The organism is Dyadobacter sp. CY326 (genome assembly GCF_021390515.1).
Classification (GTDB): domain Bacteria; phylum Bacteroidota; class Bacteroidia; order Cytophagales; family Spirosomataceae; genus Dyadobacter.
The window spans coordinates 26,349-48,111 of sequence record NZ_JAJUXI010000010.1 but is presented as its reverse complement, the minus strand read 5'-3'; the positions used below and the strand labels follow the sequence as shown (position 1 = coordinate 48,111).

General features: G+C 44.8%; 18 protein-coding genes. 11 read left to right on the top strand and 7 right to left on the bottom strand.

The window, feature by feature from the left end:
• Positions 1-413 precede the first annotated feature (413 nt).
• Positions 414-3,167 (bottom strand): DUF1553 domain-containing protein, encoded by a 2,754-nt coding sequence (locus LZG73_RS19745; protein WP_233853833.1) that lies wholly within the window; start codon positions 3,165-3,167, stop codon positions 414-416.
• A 151-nt stretch (positions 3,168-3,318) separates the two neighbouring features.
• A complete protein-coding gene (locus LZG73_RS19740) occupies positions 3,319-4,137 on the bottom strand; it encodes a phytanoyl-CoA dioxygenase family protein (RefSeq protein ID WP_233853831.1) in 819 nt (272 codons plus the stop codon).
• A gap of 137 nt (positions 4,138-4,274) precedes the next feature.
• Between LZG73_RS19740 and LZG73_RS19735 the strand changes: the two genes are divergently transcribed.
• Positions 4,275-5,144, top strand: coding sequence for an AraC family transcriptional regulator (locus LZG73_RS19735; protein ID WP_233853829.1), 870 nt, complete (start codon positions 4,275-4,277; stop codon positions 5,142-5,144).
• Positions 5,145-5,148: 4 nt separating this feature from the next.
• Here the strand turns inward: LZG73_RS19735 and LZG73_RS19730 are convergent, their stop codons facing one another.
• The 4 genes from LZG73_RS19730 to LZG73_RS19715 form a co-directional block, all read right to left on the bottom strand.
• A complete protein-coding gene (locus tag LZG73_RS19730; RefSeq protein WP_233853828.1) occupies positions 5,149-8,052 on the bottom strand; it encodes a PVC-type heme-binding CxxCH protein in 2,904 nt (967 codons plus the stop codon).
• Between the two features lie 195 nt (positions 8,053-8,247).
• Complete coding sequence (locus LZG73_RS19725) at positions 8,248-8,607, bottom strand: YraN family protein (protein WP_233853827.1); 360 nt, start codon at positions 8,605-8,607, stop codon at positions 8,248-8,250.
• A 16-nt stretch (positions 8,608-8,623) separates the two neighbouring features.
• Positions 8,624-8,950: a type II toxin-antitoxin system RelE/ParE family toxin gene (locus LZG73_RS19720; RefSeq protein ID WP_233853825.1), complete on the bottom strand. Its 327-nt coding sequence runs from the start codon at positions 8,948-8,950 to the stop codon at positions 8,624-8,626.
• The gene (locus LZG73_RS19715; RefSeq protein WP_233853817.1) at positions 8,940-9,146 is read right to left on the bottom strand and encodes a hypothetical protein; all 207 of its coding nucleotides are present in this window, start codon (positions 9,144-9,146) and stop codon (positions 8,940-8,942) included. Before LZG73_RS19715 ends, LZG73_RS19720 begins: the two co-directional genes overlap by 11 nt.
• A 164-nt stretch (positions 9,147-9,310) precedes the next feature.
• On the opposite strand from LZG73_RS19715, the gene lipB reads away from it, so the two are divergent.
• The 4 genes from lipB to rnr are packed head-to-tail and all read left to right on the top strand — an operon-like array spanning position 9,311 to position 13,632.
• Positions 9,311-10,024 carry a lipoyl(octanoyl) transferase LipB gene (lipB, locus tag LZG73_RS19710; RefSeq protein WP_233853816.1) on the top strand — a complete coding sequence of 238 codons (714 nt, stop codon included), beginning with the start codon at positions 9,311-9,313 and terminating at the stop codon, positions 10,022-10,024.
• A gap of 11 nt (positions 10,025-10,035) precedes the next feature.
• The gene (locus tag LZG73_RS19705; RefSeq protein WP_233853814.1) at positions 10,036-10,446 is read left to right on the top strand and encodes a hypothetical protein; all 411 of its coding nucleotides are present in this window, start codon (positions 10,036-10,038) and stop codon (positions 10,444-10,446) included.
• Positions 10,447-10,472: 26 nt separating this feature from the next.
• Positions 10,473-11,207, top strand: coding sequence for a 3'-5' exonuclease (locus tag LZG73_RS19700; protein ID WP_233853812.1), 735 nt, complete (start codon positions 10,473-10,475; stop codon positions 11,205-11,207).
• A 55-nt stretch (positions 11,208-11,262) separates the two neighbouring features.
• Positions 11,263-13,632 carry a ribonuclease R gene (gene rnr / locus LZG73_RS19695; RefSeq protein WP_233853809.1) on the top strand — a complete coding sequence of 790 codons (2,370 nt, stop codon included), beginning with the start codon at positions 11,263-11,265 and terminating at the stop codon, positions 13,630-13,632.
• Here rnr and LZG73_RS19690 read toward each other — a convergent pair whose 3' ends face one another.
• Complete coding sequence (locus LZG73_RS19690) at positions 13,633-13,848, bottom strand: hypothetical protein (RefSeq protein ID WP_233853808.1); 216 nt, start codon at positions 13,846-13,848, stop codon at positions 13,633-13,635.
• Positions 13,849-14,189: 341 nt separating this feature from the next.
• On the opposite strand from LZG73_RS19690, the gene LZG73_RS19685 reads away from it, so the two are divergent.
• The 6 genes from LZG73_RS19685 (at position 14,190) to LZG73_RS19660 (ending at position 21,706) form a co-directional block, all read left to right on the top strand.
• Positions 14,190-15,083, top strand: coding sequence for a DUF1080 domain-containing protein (locus LZG73_RS19685; protein ID WP_233853807.1), 894 nt, complete (start codon positions 14,190-14,192; stop codon positions 15,081-15,083).
• An 85-nt stretch (positions 15,084-15,168) separates the two neighbouring features.
• On the top strand, positions 15,169-16,176 hold the full coding sequence (locus LZG73_RS19680) for a phytanoyl-CoA dioxygenase family protein (RefSeq protein WP_233853805.1): 1,008 nt from the start codon (positions 15,169-15,171) through the stop codon (positions 16,174-16,176).
• Between the two features lie 117 nt (positions 16,177-16,293).
• Complete coding sequence (gene gldG / locus LZG73_RS19675; RefSeq protein WP_233853803.1) at positions 16,294-17,952, top strand: gliding motility-associated ABC transporter substrate-binding protein GldG; 1,659 nt, start codon at positions 16,294-16,296, stop codon at positions 17,950-17,952.
• Positions 17,953-18,059: 107 nt separating this feature from the next.
• Complete coding sequence (dnaN, locus tag LZG73_RS19670) at positions 18,060-19,184, top strand: DNA polymerase III subunit beta (RefSeq protein ID WP_233853801.1); 1,125 nt, start codon at positions 18,060-18,062, stop codon at positions 19,182-19,184.
• A gap of 225 nt (positions 19,185-19,409) precedes the next feature.
• The gene (locus tag LZG73_RS19665; RefSeq protein ID WP_233853797.1) at positions 19,410-19,784 is read left to right on the top strand and encodes a BlaI/MecI/CopY family transcriptional regulator; all 375 of its coding nucleotides are present in this window, start codon (positions 19,410-19,412) and stop codon (positions 19,782-19,784) included.
• Positions 19,785-19,786: 2 nt separating this feature from the next.
• On the top strand, positions 19,787-21,706 hold the full coding sequence (locus tag LZG73_RS19660; protein WP_233853796.1) for a M56 family metallopeptidase: 1,920 nt from the start codon (positions 19,787-19,789) through the stop codon (positions 21,704-21,706).
• Positions 21,707-21,763 lie beyond the last annotated feature (57 nt).

Genomic DNA, 21,763 nt, shown 5'->3' with positions numbered 1-21,763 from the left:
TTTTTGTTATTGTCTTTTTTTTAAGCATTCGCCGAGTTAAAACTCGGGGAATGTCTCTCATATTTCTTTCAATTGCCCCGGGCTTAAGCCTGGGGCAATGTTTTTGTTATTGTCTTTTTCTTTAAGCATTCCCCGAGTTAAAACTCGGGGGAATGTCTCTCACATTTCTTTCAATTGCCCTGGGCTTAAGCCCAGGGCAATGTTTTTGTTATTGTCTTTTTCTTTAAGCATTCACCGAGTTGAAACTCGGAGAATGTCTCTCATATTTCTTTCAATTGCCCCGGGCTTAAGCCCGGGGCAATGTTTTTGTTATTGTCTTTTTCTTTAAGCATTCACCGAGTTAAAAACTCGGGGGAATGTTTCTCATTTCTCTGTCAATTGCCCCGGGCTTAAGCCCGGGGCATGAGTTGTTCTTATTCTTTTGTTACAACATTATCTAAGTTTAAAAGGACATTGGCTGAGATGGTTAAGGCGGCTAGTTCGGGAGATTTTTCTTTTCCGTAAACCAGGATGCTGTCAACTTCGGATGGTTTGCTCTTATATGTTTGTAAGGCTTCCTTGTAAATTTTTACCAGCACATTTAGACTTTTTTGTTCAATAGGCTGGAACGTCAGCAGCTTATATCCCGCTCTTAATTGCTGTTCAGGCGTTTTACCCCTGCTTTTCATTTTCGCAGCCAATTTCTCCGCGGCTTCCAGATAAACAGGGTCATTTAATGTAACCAATGCCTGCAAAGGTGTGTTTGTCAAAATCCTTCTGGACTGGCAAAACTCACGGCTTGGCGCGTCAAATGTGGTCATGGAAGGATAAGGAGCTGTCCTTTTCCAATATGTGTAGACGCCCCGGCGATATCGGTCTTCACCCTCGCTCACCACCCAGCTTTCTCCGCTGTAAGGTGACTGCCAGATCTTGTCAGGCTGCGGAGGCATCACACTTGGACCATACATCTTATTGGAAATCAAACCACTGCAAGCCAATGCCTGATCCCGAACCTGTTCCGCGCTTAGGCGCACACGCGGTCCTCTTGAAATCCAGACATTGTAAGGATCTTTCTCAATTTTCTCTTTATCCGAACGCGAGCTTTGCCGGTAAGTCGCCGACATCACGATTGTTTTCAACAGCTTTTTCACGCTCCATTGATCTTTTTCCATAAAATCAACGGCCAGCCAGTCCAGCAACTCAGGATGCGTCGGTTCGCTGCCCTGCGAACCGAAATCCTCCACCGTTTCCACAATTCCCCTGCCAAATAGCTGCTCCCAAAAACGATTAACGATCACACGGCCTGTCAGCGCATTATCACGACTAACGATCCATTTGGCTAACCCAAGGCGGTTTTTGGGATAATCTTTGGGCATTCCCGCCAGAAGTTTCGGAACGTCCGGCTTCACTTCTGCGCCTTTGACCATCCAGTTTCCTCTTACAAAAACATTCGTTTTACGCGCATAATCATCCTTCCCTTCCCAAATGACAGGCATGCTTTCCGTCGAGCGCGTCAATGCGGTCGCATAATCAGCGATAACATTCTCGTAACCCGCCTGATCTGATCCTGGCAATGCTTTTTGAAATGAAACCCAGGTGATCCGCACCCATTCATCAGGTTTTTTCGGACTGCTTAGGGAAAGATAAATGTCGTGTTTGCCTGAAACCGGCGTGAGGGGCGCAATAATTACAGAATCTCTGACCGGCACATTGATCGTTGAAATAACTGGCCCGTCCAATTTGTCAAGATGCAGTTTCAGTGTTGCGTTCTCTGCTTTTGTCGAAACATTCATCACAACACTGCCCACATTTGTGAGGTTAACCTGTGAAATTCTTGCATTCCCATTGTCTTTGACGCCATAATAAGAAATCAGCAAAACAGTTGACTGATCGCCTTTTACAAAATTATGCGCATTGATTTTTGGCTCCATAACCCGCATAAACTGTGTGACTTCGGAAACCCGTTTGGGATCATATTTTTTGATCCAATCCTTCACCCGCTCCACCCGTGCCGAATCTTCACCCTTGTAAAATCTGAGTTTTGGCCATTCGTCCCACACATCCTCATCACGCGCATTGTTGAAAAACGCCATGTATTTATAGTAATCCTCATGCGGAATAGGGTCGTAAGGATGGCTGTGACATTGAATGCAAGCAAACGTTGTCCCTTGCCAAACTTCCCAGGTTGTGTTCACGCGATCAATTTGCGCAGCTGTACGAAATTCTTCGTCGTCAGTTCCGCCCTCATTGTTGGTCATCGTGTTACGGTGAAATCCGGTGGCAATGAGGTTTTGCTGATCTGGAAAACCATCCTGACTGCCTGGAATTAAGTCGCCTGCCAGTTGTTCAATCGTGAATCTATCAAATGGCTTGTCTTCATTAAACGACTTCACCACATAATCTCGGTAACGCCACATGGTACGGCCGCCGTCACTCTCGTAACCTTTCGTGTCTGCATAACGCGCCAGATCCATCCACATGGACGTCCATCTTTCGCCATAAGCAGGTGATTTCAGGAGTTGATCAACCACCTTCTCATAAGCATTTTCTGAATTATCATTTTTGAAATCTTCAACCTGCTTTTCAGTTGGCGGCAGTCCTGTAAGGTCCAGACTAACTCTGCGAATAAGCGTTGCCCGATCGGCTTCGGGAGAAGGGTGTAGATTTTCCTCTTTTAATTTTTTAAGAATAAAGTGGTCAATTTCGTTTTTAGCCCACATTTTGTCACCAGTTTCCAGAAGTCCGAAAAGATTCGTAATGCTGTTGAGGGACGGCACTTCGGGTCTTTCAATGCGGTTGTAGGACCAATGTTTTTCCCAGTTTGCGCCTTCGTTGATCCATCGTTTTAATGTGCCAATTTCCGCGTCATTCAAAGGCGTCCCATTTTTTGGCATGCGCTCTTCCGGATCATCACTGAGAATGCGTTTGATCATTTCACTTGCCTCTGCATCACCCCTAACGACAGGAATTTTGCCGGATTTGCCCGGTTCAAGCATTTCGTGTTCGAAGAGAAAGCTCACATCGCCCGCTTTTTTGACGCCACCGTGGCAGCCCATGCAATGTTTGTTGAGGATAGGCTTTACCTCGGTGTTATAATCGACTTTTTTGCCAAACCAACCTGATGACCATGTGAAGGAAGCTATAATGATGGCCAGTGTGCCCGCGATTATCAAAATCCTTGTGCTCATGATCTGTTACATTATGCTCCAAATGCGAATTGCCAACAGTGAAATGTCGGCGAAGAAGTTATTTCCAAAAGGATGAGCCGCCGATCAACTACTTGGTAAGCTTTGATGATCCGGCATATTTTCCGAAAATGCCGTCGGTTAGGGCAACTGATCAGAGAATCAACGGATTGAGGGGAGAATTTAATGTGCTGCCAGCTGGCAATCCACCCATCCAGCGCTGGCGGTCAGCTTCCTGATGTTTGTTTTTGGGTTCGGTAACCTTTGCGCCGTCAGCTATGAAAATGATGGTCATCACTTCACGCATGATTTCTGTCGATTTATTGCCGGGCGCTGAATGCAATGTCCAGCCGTAATGCCAGGTGGCGTCGCCCGCTTTCATGGTTTGCGCACGCGAAATCCTAAAACCTTTGTCTTGAATAAATTTTTCAAACATCACTTCCGACTCGTCCGATATCGGCACATTCTCCACAAAACCAGCCTGATGCGATCCGGAAGCGAATGTGAGCATGCCCATATCCATGTCAATATCAATGAGCGGCATCCACATTGTAATGGTGTTGTTGGTGTCCACTGGCCAATAATATTGATCCTGGTGCCACGGCGTAAACCCACCGCCAGGCTCCTTATAAAGAGCCTGGTCGTGGTAAATTCTGACATTCTCTACTCCGAGCAGGTCAGCCGCGATTTTCCCGAAGCGTTTGGCAAGCGCAAAAGTTTTCACGTTTTCATCGACTTCCCACAGATTTGTGATCTGCAAAAAAGCCTTTCCATACGTGTCCCTGTCCTCCAGTTTCCGCTTTTCCGTGTTGAATTTCGTTGCGGCGGTGTTGATAACGCTCCGGTAATGAGACACTTCCGCTTCATTCAACACGCCGGGAATCAGCACATGACCATCCGCTCTGAAACGCTCGATCTGGGTTTCGGAAACAGGCTTGAAATCAGCCAGCTCGGGAGCAGTTAGGGTTGTCATAAATTTTTTAGGAGTTTAGGAATAATCAATTTCAAATTTCGGTGCTTTGGGCTTTGGAGGTTAGGCTGATAATGGATATTTTGTGGAGAATATTATCTAATATTGATTTGGCAAAACCATTCCGAGTAGAATAGTCAATGATAAAGGCCTTATTTGAAACCGTTAGCGCAGGATCGAACGCTTCATTTCTGGTGAATTCATTCAGTTTGGAAAAGTTTGACGTGCCGTATCATTTTCATCCCGAATTTGAGCTGACATTGATTCTGAAAGGCAAAGGAAAACGCTATGTAGGCAAGCAAATGGCCGATTTTGACTGCGGGGATCTTGTTTTGTTAGGGTCAGATTTACCACATTCCTGGAAATCGGAGGATATTTCCAAACCAGGCGTTCATGCAAAATCGATTGTGGCGCAGTTTGACAAATGCTTTCTGGGCATGGAGTTTTTTGAGAGACCGGAGTTAGTTAACATTCGGAATCTGCTGAAAATGAGTGCTCACGGGATTCATTTCGTTGGCGAAACTGCAAAAGAAGTCAGTGGAAAAATGAGCGTTCTGGCACGCGAAGAAAATTCCTTCCGAAAAATGTTGCTGCTGCTGGACATTCTCGAAGATCTTGCCGCTTCCAAAGAATTCATGTTATTGGATCAGGACGGCGTTGTTGCCACACAGATCAACAGCAATAAAGACCGCATTAATGCAGCGCTCGGCTACATTGTGGACAATTTCAGGAATGACATTGTGCTGAATGAGGTCGCGGCGGTTGTAAATATGTCGCCCAATGCTTTTTGTAAATACTTCAAAAGGGTGACTAACAAAACTTTCCTGGACACGGTCATCGATTACCGCATTAACTTCGCTGTGCAGCAACTGCTTTCAACAGACCGGCCCGTTTCTGAAATCTCCTTTGATAGCGGCTTTGGCGATGTTTCTCATTTTTATAAACTGTTCAAAAGACGCATGAAAATGAGTCCACTTAGTTACAGGAAAAATTTCCAGAAAGGGCTGTAATAAATCATTTAAACTGCATTAGATAACCCGTCAAATCAGCCAGATCCTGCTCATTAAGGCCTAATGCCGTCGGCTCCGGCATTAGAGAAGACTCCATTTTTTCTCTCGTTTTTATTTGCTCTGCCTTGATTGAATGTTGCTGACCGGCGGCATCTTTTAAAACCACATTTGCACCATCGCTCAGCAGAAATCCGAAAAACGTTTCGCCGCTCTTGGTGACAATGGTGTAGCTTTCATAGCCAAAAACCAGGCTGGCCGATGGATTTACGATGGCATCCAAAAGTCCTGTATTATCAAACTTTTTATGAATCAATGTTAAGTCCGGCCCGATTTCCGCACCATTTGTGCCGTGTTTATGACAAGCCGCGCAGTTTGCAGCAAATATCTTTTGGCCCTGCGAGACATTAGGACTCATTCTGGCGATGAAATCTGTTTTCAAAACCTTCCCATTTTTCGGAAAAAACTGACTGGCCACAATGCGCACATTCTGATCAGGGTTTTTGAAAATAATGTCACTTACCGACTTTGCAATGCTGTCGGGCAACTGCCCTTGCACACGCATATCCACGAGCATATTGCCGCCATTTTCATCAGCAGCCATCCATTTCGCAGCCTCAATTCTTGCCGAAAACGGCCGATTTTTGTCAGCAACGAGCTTTTTGCTTTCCAACATCTGCTTGTAAGCCGGCGTCATTTCCTGCGCAACGGCCTCTTCCCAATCAATCAGATCGGCCCAGTCATTCGTTTTCCGAAAATTTACCCACCAGGCTGCCTGCGAAGCCACATCCGGAAGGGGCGATTTAGATAATGCGATCATTGTCCCGGCAGCTTTTCCATTTTTGATAAAACCTATGGCCGTGAGCGCCTTACGCCGTTCCGTGGCAACAACTTGTGAAGAATTCGCCCGGATTTTCATCTCATCAATCACCTCATCAGGATGCAACCGCCAAGCCAGACTGGCGCGCTGCGGCGAGAAATGGATCGGTTCACCCGGATAAATGTCACGCACCAGCGCATAAGCTGCCTTTTCTTTCCCATCCGCCGCCGTTCCGATTGCCTCCAACATCCACGGATCTTTGCCGTCATACATTTTAATAAGACTCGCAATGCTTTTCTTTGTTTCCTCAAAAGGAACATCCCGAAGCGCAATTCCCACTTCCCTACGCACGGCAGGATCTTCGTCCTTTGCCATTTGTGTCAGGAAATCTTTTTCAGCTCCAATGGCTTTTAATGCACGGAAGGAAGTAAGTTTATGCGCTTCATTAGTCGATTTCAATAGGTTAATCACTTCACTTTTTCCCTGGTTTCCCAACTGCGCCATGAGCCAGATTGCGCGGGCCTGATGGAAAGGATTTTCAGCATTGAGCAACTTCTTAACATCGTTTAATGCTGCATCGCCTTTCGCTTTCAACCCCTCAAAACCCAATGCACGCACATTCACAGCGGGATTTTTTAATGCTTCAATCAAGCCATTGGTTGTGGAAAAGTCCAGTTTTGGAACAGTCAGTTTCTTGCGCTTTGGCGTTATGCGGTAAATGCGGCCATAACCTTTTTTGTCCTTCATGCTATGTCCGCCTACGACCGGATCAAACCAGTCCGCAATGTATAAAGCACCATCCGGCCCGACCGCAATATCCGACGGCCGAAACCATTTACGGCTGTCATGATCCGTTTCATACCATTCATATCGTTCCGAAGCCTGCGGAAATGAGCTGATCAGATCGCGCCGTTCCAAATCAAAACCGGCACCATTCAGCTTTGGCTGGTAAGCAAAAATGACATTCCGGCCCGCTTCGCAGCTCAGCAATGTTCCCCGATAATTTTTCCCAAGCGCATCGCCTTCATAATAAACGATGCCCGTGGGCGATCCTGCGCCTGAATTATCGCCAGCCGGCATCACTCCGGGATCTTCCTGGTGCCAGTGGGTTGTAAAAATGTCCTGACCGGGCCTGCGATCCGCCTGCCAGTAACGCGTGCCATCGGCCGAGAAATATCCTGCATTGCCATTCTCCTGCAAAAACGAAACACGGCACGTAATCACCTGATCATCATTGTCGTTTTGCCACATATTGCCGTAACTGTCCAGGCACACTTCATAACTGTTCCTGAAATTATGACCCATCACTTTCAATCCCGTTCCATCCGGATTAATGCGCAATGCGAGGCCGCCAACCCATACGCGGCCATCATCGGATTTCTGATTTCCTTGATTGGTTTTATTATATGGCGTCCCGCCCGTATAGAGGCTGCCACTCCGCAGCGTCCAGCCGCTTTTGTCTGTCACATGATGCGGTCCCGCATTGCCCGTGTTGAAGTAATATCGCCCATCCGGGCCCGTAACCAACGAATGCAGCGAATGATCGTGGTCAAAACCGCCAAAGCCGGTCAGCAGCACTTCGCGCTTATCCGGTTTGTCATCGCCATTTGAATCGGTGTAAATAATGAGGTTTGGTGCGCAGGAAACAATGATTTTATTGCCAATTACCGCTATTCCCAACGGCGCCGTAAGCATTGTGTCCTCAACAAAAACTTTTGAAGATTCCGCTTTTCCATCACCATCCTTATCTTCGAGGATCATTATGCGGTCGCCTTTTTGCTTGTGGCTTAGGCGCTCTTCCGGCTTTGTATTGAAATCGCGATAATTAACAGCCTCGGTCACCCAAACGCGGCCCCGGGCATCAATGTCCATATTGGTTGGATTGTAAAGCATAGGCGCTTCAGCCCATAATGTTGCTTCAAGGTCGGCAGGGAGATAAAGGCGGGTAGAATCGGTTTCAAAAGCGGCGGGGATTGTGCTTTTTTTCGGAGGATCGTTTCTTTGCAAAAACAGCACGCATGATGCAATTAAAATGCAGATGCCAATAGCAAAAAGTGATGGTTTTGACAAAGTTTGAGTAAAGGCGGCCATTGTTTACAAGGGAGGAAACTTTGCTGTCTAATGCATATCATCATCCAAAATCAGGAATTAAAGCATTCTACTTGCTTGTTTCTGAAACGTTTATAATGCTAAGAAGCATGTACGTCCCGTTATCCAACCTGCACTATTATAATGCAGGCTGGCCGTCAGTCTTAGTAGGACTGCATTTTGCAATGAAGATTCCACTTACTTACAAAATGCATCCTCAATATGATAGATTTCCGGCTTTTCACTCGGTTGGATTAGAATTGAAACAATGTCAAACCTAATGTCGTAATGCCAATCTTTGTCAAAAATGTAATTTTCAGCTGCGCGCATAATTAGGCGGGCTTTTGTAACATTTACGAATTCCTCGGGCATTCCAAATTTAGAGCCGGTGCGCGTTTTGACTTCTACGAAAATCAACATCTTGTCTTTTTTGACAATGAGGTCGATTTCCGAGTGGCTTTTTCGATAATTCTTTTCAACTATCTCAAATCCCTTTTGCACTAAGAATGCTGCTGCCTGGTCCTCACCCCAGTTTCCGAGGTCATTGTGTGCTGCCATCGTGTATAATATGTGATTAAAGAATTTCTTTTAATAAATCTTTCAGCTCTTTGTCTGGCATGCTTTCGCGTTCACTTTTGTCAAAGATGGCCAAAAGGAAAACGGTCGTTTCGGACACTTGATAGCAAGTGATCACTCTGCCCCCTCCGGATTTTCCTTTTCCTTTGGATGCAATTGACAATCGGATCTTGAAGCAATTTTGGCCTAACGAGGTTCCTTGAGTAGGATCGATTTTGAGAGATTGGACGAGTTCGATATACTCGTTTTTTAATGATGGATATTTCTTAGCCAGTTTTTTAAGTTCCGATTCGAATTTAGGGATGGTCTTGACCTTAAAGTTCATTGAAAAGGTCTTCTGCGTCCCCGGCTGTGAGTTTTCCCTTCTTGATCAGCTGGATTTGCTCGACCGCTTCTTTCATGTCCTCCAAAACTTTACCTTGGAAGGCAGAAAGCGGTTTTGCTTTAACAAATGGAAGTCTTTGTAACAGCCCCATTACGAAGGCGGCCTTGTTATCCTTAATGTCAAGCAGGACTTTCATGTTATTAGATTTGAGCCTTAATCTTATCGTTTCGAACATTTCTAATGCAAATTAGTGTTATTATAATAAAGAAGAAAACGTGCTTTTTCACTGATGTCTAACGTTTAGACGAAGGATCATTTTCTAAGTCACAGCACGCTTCAAAAATTTTGAATTTTTTTTAAATGAATACCCTCATCAATAAAAAAGTCCAATTTCAGGATCTGGGACTGATTGATTATCAGGAGGCTTGGGATTATCAGGAGAAAATATTTGCTGGGACGATTGCTATTAAGACTGCAAACCGAGATGTTGAGAAGGATAAGCAGCGTTTGACTCCTAACTATTTGTTGTTTTGCCAGCACCCGCATGTTTATACGCTTGGTAAGAGCGGGAAACAGGATCATTTGCTGCTGAGCGAGGATGATCTGGCGGCGAAACAGGCAAAATATTACCGGATCAACCGCGGCGGCGACATTACTTACCATGGTCCGGGCCAGATCGTGGGTTATCCAATTTTTGATCTGGACAATTTTTTTACCGATATCCACCGTTATATGCGGACTTTGGAGGAGGCCATTATCCTGACTTTGGCGGATTATGGGCTGGAAGCGGGTCGGATTAATGGTTTGACGGGCGTGTGGTTTGATTTCAAGGAGCAGGAAAATTCAAGGAAAATTTGTGCATTGGGTGTGAAGTCGAGCCGGTGGGTTACGATGCATGGCTTTGCATTGAATGTCAACACGGACCTTTCGTATTTTGGCAACATTGTGCCGTGCGGCATTCAGGATAAAGCGGTTACTTCTATGGCGGCTGAATTGGGGCGCGAGTTGGATATTCAGGAAGTTTCTGATAAATTAAAAAATCATTTAGCAGGACTGTTCCAAATGGAGCTGTAAGTTTAGAATTAATGAAAAAAGACATCATATTTCACCCTGTTCAGGGCATACAAGTTGCAATTACAAGAAGCGTAAATGAGGTGGCGGAAGAGTGGAACGTTATCGTGATCAACCGAAATCAGGAGCCGATCACCAATGTTTTTGTGACTTCCAAAGGTTACGGGAATACTGAATCTGGCACGAACTCGGAGCAACGGACGTCAACATTAAGACATTTCTTTCCAGAGATAAAAGCGGGCGAGCATGTGGTTGTAGAGCCGATTATGCCGGATGTTTTTCATCTTAACAATGAATATTGGGTCAGCTATTTCATTGGAAATCAGATATACGATAAAAAGTTTATCTTCGTGCCGGACAGCATTATTGAAGACAACCTGATCCAGATCAGTCCGCTGGGCCTGGAAGGGGTGGTCCACGAGTAGCAGGAATATTTTACAAAACACACATTATGACAGAAGAATTTAGAAAGCGTGCCAAGAACTTCTTGTTACTTGACATTGAAACCGTCTCCTCATTTGCCTCTTATGACGAGCTTCCTGAGCGGATGCAAAAGCTTTGGGACAAAAAAGCGCTCATACTCAAAAAAGGCGACGACACTATTTCCAATGCTGCATGTTTTTATGACAAAGGCGCGATTTATGCGGAGTTTGGCAAGATCGTCTGCATTGCATTCGGCGCATTTTATTGGAATGAAAATGATGAAATTTCCTTCAAAGTCAGCAGCTTCTCCGGCGACAATGAGGTTGATATCCTCTTGCAGTTCAAAGCGTTAATAGAAAAATATCCCGCAGAACAGCTCATTTTGTGTGCGCACAATGGCAAGGAATTTGACTTCCCGTTTCTCTGCCGCCGGATGTTGATTCATTGCATTGAAATTCCAAAAGCATTACAAATTACCGGGAAAAAACCCTGGGAAGTTTTGCATCAGGACACGATGGATCTTTGGAAATTTGGCGACTATAAAAGCTACACTTCCCTCGATTTGCTTGCTGCTGTTTTTGACATTCCGGGCAGCAAAAACGAAATGAGCGGCGACCAGGTTACCAAGGTTTATTACGAAGAAAATGATCTGGCAAAAATTTGTCGATATTGCAGAGAAGATGTTGTCGTGCTGGCACAGCTTTATCTAAGGTTGCATTGTTTTAAAGCCGTTCAGCCACAAAACATTATTAGAGTTGAGTAAAAAGGTTGTCCGCAACCCGCTTTCGCATCTGCGAAAGCATTTATATATAGCATAAATGAAAGACAAGAAAATAAAAATTAACAAAGGAGATGATAAAAAAGAGGTTAAAACGCCTCATCACATTGTGTCCTACATCGATAATTTAAAGGCTGACATTGCGGCTTTTTTCGATCTAAACAGCGAACATACATTTCGTCCTTTCGACGTCCACGATCACTTCGGCGTTCAGGATAAGAAGGTTAAGCAGCTTATCAATGAAATCATTCATGAGCTGGAAGAGGCCGGAAGGCTTGTGCATCAGAACGGCGGCTATTCTGCCGGTCCGAATAAAGAGATTAAGAAAGGACTTACCGGGCGTGTGGATCGTGTGAACAAATCATTCGCATTTGTGATCATCGAAGGTCGGGAAGACGACATTTTTATAGAGTCCGAAATGTTAAACGGCGCTTGGGATGGTGACATTGTTACTGTGCAGCCACTGACTAAAAACAGCCGTAATGCAAGATCTGGCCGCAATGATTCTGGTAAAAGCCGCGTGGAAGGACGCGTTGCAGAAATTGTAGAGCGTTCGAGCGCTGAAATTGTTGGGATTATAGAAATCACATCGCGTTATGCGGTTGTTCAGCCTGACAATAAGAAGCTTTTCGACCCCATATACATTGAGCCGGAGGAAGTTAAGGAGGCTCAAGATGGTGATAAGGTGATTGTTAAAGTCGTACAATGGCCAACCAGACGAACCCAAGCCGAGGGTGAAATTGTGCAGGTTCTGGGAAAAGCAGGTGACAATGATGTCGAGATGCACGCGATTCTTGCGGAATTCGGACTTCCTTATCAATTCCCTGAAATCGTAGAAGCTGAGGCGCAACGCATTTCTGATAAAATACCTGATAAAGAAATTAAAAAACGGAAAGACATCCGTGACGTGCTGACGTTTACGATTGACCCGGTTGATGCCAAAGATTTTGACGACGCGCTTTCTGTGCGATATCTGGATGAGGGGAACGTTGAAGTGGGCGTTCACATTGCGGACGTTTCGCATTATGTGTTGCCTGGAACTGAGTTGGAAAGAGAGGCTTATCGCCGCGCCACATCGGTCTATCTGGTGGACCGGACGGTGCCAATGCTTCCTGAAAAATTATCGAACAATCTTTGCTCACTTCGCCCTAACGAAGACAAACTTTCGTTTTCAGCGATTTTTGAAATAAATCCAAAAGGCAAAGTGCTGAAAGAGTGGTTTGGCAGAACGATCATTCACTCGGACAGACGGTTTTCCTACGAAGAAGCGCAGGCTGTTTTGGACTCGGGCGAAGGAGATTATCCGCGTGAGTTGAACACATTGAATACGCTGGCCAAAATTTTGAGAAAAGAGCGTTTCAAAAGCGGCGCGATTAATTTCGAAACTACGGAAGTGCGATTCAAGTTGGATGAAAAAGGGAAACCGCTCGGCATTTATACAAAAGAGCGCCACGATTCGAATAAACTGATTGAAGAATTCATGCTTCTTGCCAATAAGCGGGTTGCGGAATATGTGTATTCGCTTTCAAAAGGCGAGGCGAAGAACACAATGGTCTATCGTGTCCACGAAGCGCCTGACACGGATCGCTTGCAGACTTTTGCCAATTTCGTTGGCAAGCTTGGCTACAAAATTGAAGTGGAAGAGGAAAATAAAATTGCCAAATCCATGAACAGCATGCTTTCGAAAGTGGAAGGCAAACCGGAGCAAAACCTCATCGAATCGCTTGCCGTGAGAACAATGGCAAAAGCGCGTTACAGCGTGGATGATCTTGGTCACTTTGGTCTGGCATTTGAACGCTATTCACATTTTACATCGCCCATTCGCCGTTATCCGGACGTTATGGCGCATCGACTTTTGCAGCATTATCTGGACGGCGGCGCCTCGGTTCCGAGCGAAAGTTATGAAGACGCCTCCAAGCATTCATCTGAAAGAGAACGACTTGCTGCCGAGGCCGAAAGGGCTTCGATCAAATACAAGCAGGTCGAATACATGAGTATGATGGATAAAGACCGGGAATTCGACGGAATTGTTACCGGCGTTACGGAATTCGGAATCTTTGTTGAAATCACTGAAACTGCATCGGAAGGCCTTATCCGCATGACGGACCTGGGCGACGATTACTACGAACTTGACAAGGAAAATTACCGGTTAATCGGCCAGCGCACCAAGAAAATTTACACTTTTGGTGACACGGTTAAGGTCAAAGTAAAAGAAACAAATCTGGCTCGCAGAAGCATGGATTTATATTTGGCTGGGACGATCCCTTCGCCATCGCGTGGCAACGGCGGCGGTGACCGCGATAAACGGCCCAGGGAATCGCGCGAGTCAAGATCTTCTGGCGGCAGGAGCCGTAAAACAAGTTCTTCAGCTTCTTCGCCAAAGCCGAAGAGTAAGAGAAGAGCGCGATAATTAAACGGGTTGCTTTATTTTTTTTAGAAGTTCATCAACACGGTCGGACAAGGCTATCAGGCCTTTTTCAATTTCCATATCCAATGTACCCGGAGCGAACTGGTCTTTGTTCCGGGTAATTTCCTTCCAGAATTCTTTTTTTTCTTCCTCACTTTGCAATGTTGAGAATTTGCTGAATGCAGCTTGCAAAGAACCAGGGATTATCTGTTTCTTCATGTGTCAAGAATTGATTTAAGTTCAAGTAGTCGATCCAAAATACTATTTAAATGTGCTTCCAGTCTAGGTCCTTTCAAACTTGTTAGTTCGCTTTCTGATCCAGTGTAAAAATCGAGAATATATTTTAGATAAATTATCTCTTCTTCGAGCTCTTTCCTTTCTGCTGGTGACATTTATTGGTTCTAGTGCGTGTTCTTATCTAAAAGAAATATACACAACGCGTCTTAGCGTTCGCAAACAAATTAGCTGCCGGTAAAGCGGTGCCGTTAAATTTAACGGAGTTATGTTAGATTGATGGACTTAAAGGCTTTGAGTTTAAAGGCAAACCTTAATCATCTGATATGCTTAAATCCGTAAAACTCGTAGCTTTCTTACTTTTCCTCTCCCTAACATCCAACGCCCAAAAAGCCGCCGATAAGGAAGAATGGCAATCGTTATTCAATGGAAAAGATCTCACAGGCTGGGACATTAAAATTGCGGGGCATAAGGTGAATGACAATTACAAAAACACCTTCATTGTCGAGGATAACATGATCCGAGTCAATTACAAGGAATACATTAAGTTCACGACTGAATACGGGCACATGTATTACAACAAGCCCTTTTCTCATTACAAAATCAGACTTCAATATCGCTTTACAGGAAACCAGGTGCCAGGCGGCGCTTCCTGGAATGTCAGAAATAGCGGCATTATGCTGCATTCACAATCAGCTGCCAGCCTTGGTTTGGACCAGGATTTCCCAATTTCTTTGGAAATGCAATATTTGGGCGGCTTAAATGCTGGTGAACGGACCACAGGCAACCTTTGCACACCAGGAACCATCGTGGAAATCAATGGCAAAGTAGACGAAGCGCATTGCATTAATTCCAGTTCAAAAACTTACAATGGCGACCAATGGGTTACTGCTGAGGCCATTGTCTTGGGAGATTCTATTGTTTATCACATGATCGAAGGCGACACGGTTTTAGTTTTTACCAATCCAAAAATCGGTGGCGGTTATGTTGGCAAAAACCATACATTTAAAGACGGAAAAGTTGGCAGTGAAGACGAATGGGTTCGCAAGGACAACACGCCATTGGGCAGCGGCTACATTGCACTTCAGGCCGAAAGCCATCCGATCGATTTCAGGAACATTCAGGTGCTCAACCTCAAAGGATGCATGAATCGCAAAGCGTCCAATTACAAGTCCTATTATCAATATCCCGACAACAGCGCCTGCACGTTTAATAAGTAACCATTAACTGCACTGCATTCTGCCGACCGCCACGCGTGGTTTTGATTATATTTGGTAAAGTCAATTTTCGCTAACCCATATCATTATGAGCATCGTTCAGCGTGTCATTCGCAAAGCCGAATCAATCAAAGACCATTATTTTCCACTCAAAGAGTTTGATCAGGCGACACTGCCATGGATTGACAAGCCAAATCCAAACATTAGTGAATTCTTGAAAAAGAACCCTCCGCGCTTTAATGTTCCGTATGATATGGCTGATAAATTGAGAAGCTGGGAACAGAATGGCTATGTGGTTTTGGAGAAAATTATCCCGGAGGAGCTGATCGATAGTTTCTGGGGCGATTTCCAAAAATTAGTGAAAAATCCTGATAAATACGATCTGTCTGTCCGCATTGACCTGGACGAATTCAAACCCAATCAAGAACGCAATATCAAAGAATTTCCTAAGCAGGCATTGCTTGGTAAATATGTCAAAATCAACGACTTTCACAATTCTTCTGTGGCTGGCAAAAAGCTGATGACGCATCCTTATATCACCTCATTCCTAGAAGCGATTTTCAATCAGCAGGTTGTGGTAATGCAAAGTTTGGTTTTCATGTATGGAAGCCAGCAGCCTACGCATCAGGATTTCCCGTGGGTGACTGCCAAAATTCCAAGCCATTTGGCGGCAGCATGGATTGCGTTGGAAGACATTAAGATCGATTCGGGGCCATTGTATTATTACATTGGCTCACATAAAATGCCAAAATTCAACTTCGGGAGCGGCATTTTATTCAAACCTGACTCCACCAAAAGTCCGCTTGAATTTGCTGAATATCTTGATAAAACCTGCACCGAACACCAATATCCAAAAGAAACTTTACTAATTAAGAAAGGAGATGTGCTGATCTGGCATGCTGCATTGGCCCACGGCGGGTCCATCATTACTAATCCCGAGCAAACTAGGAAATCTTTTGTTTGTCATTACTCAACAGAGCAAGCTTTGCCTTATCACCGAAATTTCACCACGCAAGTGCCTGTTAAGCAGGACTACAACGGCGTTTATATTTACAATAATCCCGTCTTCCCACAATCTGAGGATGTATTGAAATAATTAATAACCAATTCATTTTTGGTTTTTTATATTTTTGCAAAAAATGGACGTTAATACTGGACACAGCATCGTCCATTTTTTGTTTCCATCTAATTGGCAAAAGCCGCATCTTCCTGAATGAAAAATAAAATGCTCCGGTTTGCTTTAATCGTGGTTTTGCTCGCGGGGTTAAACTGGTTGTCTTCTCAATTCTTTTTCCGGCTGGATCTTACCGAGGACAAGCGTTACAGCATTTCCGATGCGACAAAAGAGCTTTTGGGGAATTTGGACAAAGATATTATCGTCAATGTTTACCTGAACGGCGATTTGCCTGCGGGATTTGAGAGACTAGAATCTGCCACCCGCGAAACGCTTGACGAGTTTAAGACCTATGCCAACGGACATTTGATTGTCAACTATTCCGATCCATCTGACGCGACCAGCGAAGAGCAAAGGCAAAAGCAATATCTGAATCTGGTTGACAGAGGTTTAACACCGACCAATGTCTTTTCGAACGAAGATGGAAAACGAACAGAGAAGATCATTTTCCCTGGCGTAATTGTTCAGGCGGACACGTTATCTGTGCCGGTGCAGCTTTTGAAGGGGAACAAAACGAAAGATACTTCACCGGAGGAGCAGCTTAACCAATCTTATGAAGGCGTCGAGTTCGAGATTGCATCAGCCATTCGGTTGCTGGGCAATCAGGAGCACAAAAAGGTCGGTCTTATTGTCAGTCACACCAAGATTTCTCCTGCTCGTTTGAGCGACCTCATTGCCACCATTCAGCAGAATTACGACGTTTTCCTGGACATGAACAATCCGGAATCTTATGACGGATTGGATGCATTGGTCGTGTTGAAGCCGGACAGCGCTTTTTCGGAAAATGACAAATTCAAGCTGGACCAATATATCGTTGGCGGCGGCAAAGCACTGTTTTTCATTGATGGCGCGCGCGTAGACAGCGTGAGTTTGGAGGGAAATTATGCGCAACCATTGGATCTGAATCTCAACGATCTTTTTTTCAAATGGGGCGCGAGAGTGAATACGAACTTGGTAAAGGACATTAATAGCGCCGAAATCCTCCTTAATGTGGGCAATATGGGTGAGGAACCGCAAATTAGACCGATGCCGTGGCGGTTTTATCCGTTGCTCAACAATTTTGGCAAACACACCATTACAAGAAACCTCAACGCAGTTTATACACGATTTCTAAGCTCTGTTGACACGGTTGGAGGCGCTGCGAATGTTGCTAAAACGCCATTATTGATGACCTCAGCTTACACTCAGACGCTTAATGCGCCTGCATTGGTGGGTTATAATGAAGCGCGCAAAGATCCCGATCCTGCGACTTACAGAGGTGGGGTGAAGTTGGCAGGAATCCTTTTAGAAGGATCATTCAGCTCACTTTTTGAGAACCGAATTTTACCTGGTGACCCGAGAGCGGCCAAATTTAAATCAAAAGGAAGTCTGGGGAAGGTGATCATTTGTTCGGACGGCGACCTCATTGTTAATGATTATGATTATAAAAGGAATGCGCCGTTGCCGCTCGGGTATGACCGGGTCAGTAAGCAAACCTTTGGAAACAAGGACTTCGTCATGCACGCGCTTGATTACATGACCGATGCGAACGGATTGATCAATGCGCGAGGCAAACAAATCGACATTCGCGCATTGGACAAAATCCAGATTCAGGAGGAGAAAAAGTTCTGGCAAGCGCTTAATTTATTGCTTCCAATCGCTCTAATCGGAATATTTGGCGCGCTGCGATATCTAGTTCGTACCCGAAAATTCGCATAACGGAAGGTGCTTCATCCGTAATTTTTCATACTTTTGTCCCCTACAAAACGATTTTTCAAAATCTGCTATTTTATAAATTTATCATCTAAACACTTACGTCACGAATTATGAAGTTTGTCGTTTCGTCATCAGTTCTACTCAAACAGCTGTCTGCTATAAACGGTGTCGTTTCAACGAACCCAATTGTACCCATTCTTGAGAATTTCCTAATTTCTCTTGATGGCAATGCATTAACCGTGACGGCTTCTGACCTTCAAACAGTGATGATCACTGAAATTGAGGTCGAATCTTCTGAAAAAGGAGCCATAGCGATTCCTGCCAAATTATTGCTGGACACATTGCGCGGGCTGCCTGAGCAACCCATTACATTGCAGGTTAACAGCGAAACTTTTGGGACAGAAATCATTTCTGACAATGGTCGCTACAAGCTTTCAGGAGAGAATCCGATTGATTTTCCTAAGACGCCAGCTGTGAATCGTGGCCAGTCCGTTGATTTTTCATCCTCTGCACTTGGCGCCGCCATCGCTAATACATTGTTCGCCACAAGCACCGACGATCTTCGTCCGGCAATGACCGGGGTTTTTGTGCAAATGGGCACAGAAAACGCAACTTTCGTGGCAACCGATGGTCACCGTTTGGTAAGATATCGCCGCACGGATATTAAGTCAGAAGTGGACACGTCCATGATTATCCAGCGGAAAGCATTGAACTTGCTGAAATCTTGTCTTCCTTCCGAAGATATGCCCGTAAAGGCAGAGTTTACATCAAGCAATGCATTTTTTAGCTTTGGCAATATTCGCATGATCTGCCGCTTGATCGATGAGCGTTTTCCTGATTATGAGAATGCTATTCCGACGAACAATCAAAATACATTGACCATTAATAGGATGGAAATTCTTAGTTCGCTAAGACGTATTTCCATTTATTCAAACAGAACCACACATCAGGTTCGCTTGAAAATGTCATTGAATGACCTGGTGATCTCCGCCGAAGATCTTGATTATTCCAATGAGGCCAATGAACGCCTGATGTGCGAATACAATGGCGATGATATGGAGATCGGTTTCAATGCCAAGTTTCTAATTGAAGTTTTAGGAAATCTTTCCAGTAAAACAATCACTTTCGAATTGTCCGCTCCTAACAGAGCTGGTTTAATTATTCCAGTCGATCAGGAGGAAAATGAAGACATCCTAATGCTGGTTATGCCGGTCATGCTGAACACTTACGTTTAGAAGGCGAATCTTATTTTTACAAGAAGTCCTGCAAAATATGCAGGACTTCTTTGTTTACTGCTAATCATAGCTTCTAATCACTTTGTTCAATTACAAGGTAACTGATTGAAAATCAATTTGTAACAAATATTATTGGCAAAGTACGAAAAAAATCGTAGCAACCTCTTGCAACTACGATTTTTTTCGTAGACATTTGGTACGAAGATTATCGTATAACAACACGCCATGTATTTAAAACCAACAGATTCTGAATTAGAAATCTTAAACTTTCTCTGGCAAGCAGGGCCTAGCACTGTTCGTGCCGTGCATGACGCACTTTCGGCAACCAAAGACGTCGGTTACACGACAACATTAAAGCTCATGCAAATTATGCACGATAAGGGATTGCTTTATCGGACTGAGCAAGGTCGCTCGCACATTTATGTTGCATTACTTGGTAAGGAGGAGACGCAGCAAAACTTGCTGGGCAAATTGGTTGAAACGGCATTTCAGGGATCAGCCGCGCAAATGGTTATGCAAGCACTAGGCAACCACACGACTTCGAAAGAGGAATTAGATGAAATACGCGAATTATTAAATAATCTTGAAAATAATCGTTAGTCATGAAACTGCTCCCAAACCTTCTTACCGAAGCTGCCGTGGCTTCATTTGGATGGACATTGATCCATTCGCTCTGGCAGGCAACATTGATTGCTATCATTGCTGTCGCGAGTTTTTATCTGCTTCGCCGCAAATCTGCTAACCTAAAATACATTGCAGGCGTTGGATTTCTGTTCGCTCAGGTTTTCGCATCCGCAGTTACGTTTTTATATTATTATTTTAGAGCAACCTCAGCGGCTATGGCAAGCAAGCCCGCAGCCAATGTTTTGCATTTCGCAAGCTCGACAGTAAGCCGTGTGACGGACTACAAACTTCCTCTTTCTTTCAAAGTTCAAATGTGGATATCCGCACATCTGTATGAGCTTGTGGTTTGCTGGCTGATTGGCGCAGCATTTCTGCTGCTGCGATTTGCAGGTGGATGGATCTTCACAGAGCGATTGCGTTTCAAAGCGAACATTGTAATGGACAAAGAATGGCGCGCACGTTTCGGTGTGATGACCGCCAAAATGAATATCACCCAGTCAGTAGAATTTCGTGAAACGGCAAAAATCGTGACGCCCATGGTTATCGGTGCACTGAGTCCGGTTGTGCTGATTCCGATTGGACTGCTATCAGGGTTTTCAACTGCGCAGGTCGAAGCAATTCTCGCGCACGAATTGGCGCATATCCGACGCAACGATTACTTAATCAATATGTTACAATCATTTGTGGAAGTCGTCTTCTTTTTCCACCCGGCGATTTGGTGGTTATCTGACCGCATCCGCGCAGAACGTGAACATTGCTGTGACGACATTGCATTAAGTGTTTGCGGAGATAAAATGTCGCTGGCGCATGCATTGGTAAAAGTGGCCGAATGGCAGCATACACCCGGTTTTGCAATGGCATTTGCTTCCAAAAAACCATTGCTTTTGCAAAGAGTGCAAAGGGTTTTGGGATTAACGCCGAAACCTGCCAGAACTATCGGAAACCTGCCCATTATGTTATTTGCTTTGAGTCTGGTCATCGGAATCTCCGTTTATGCTGTGGCTCAAAAGGTTGACAAACAAAAAGAGTCCAAAAAGGTGATCAAGCACGCATCCAAAAAGCACGTTGCACGTGTAAGGCCTTTGATTGATATTGAGGAAATTCCTTCGGTTGATTTTGACGAAAACTTTGAGATTGACGAAGTTGCTGAAATGGAGCCGTTTCACATTGATCCAGTGATTGAGGGTGACATCGTCCAGGCATTTGAATTTTCAATGGCCAAAGATACAGTCCTTCAAAAGCGGTTGGACGAATATCAAAAGCAGATGGAAGTGTTTGAAAATGAGATGCGCCCACTTCGCCAGCGAATGGAGGAATTAAACCTGGAAATGGAAAAGCATCGGTTTGAAGTCGAAAGATTTGAGCGTGAGCAGGAAAAAATCGAATGGAAAAAGGATCACGCTGCTGAGCTTCGCTCCGAACTGATGGAGAAGCGTTCGGCTTTGTTTGATCGTGGAGAAGATAAAGCCAATCAATCAGCCAAACCAAGCGAGACAGATCTCGAAAAACAACTTGCTGATTTTGAACAAAAAATCAAGGTTCAGGAACAAGCCATCTCGGAGCTGAACGCGCAAATCAGCGCAAATCGCAAAGAAGAAATCAAGGTGGAAGAGCCCATGCGAAAATTGGAACAGGAGATCGAGGAAATCGATAATCGCATTCAGGAGATAAGCCGTAAAATGGAAAGGGAATCTGAGTCAATTGGCAGACTTGAAGATGATAGCGCTCCAAGACTGGCCCGGATGCCGCGCCCGGCAAGAGCAGTAAAAGGAACAGGCAGGGTTGCTCCTCCACCTCCGCCACCCGCTGCTGTGGCCCCAGCAAAACCAGCGAAGCCAGCAAAAGTGCCTAGTGCACCAGCAGCGCCGCAAGCGCCAGTGCCACCGGCAAAACGATAACGATTAAAACGAAAACGCAGGTCACCGATTGAACCGTGACCTGCGTTTTTTATGTCC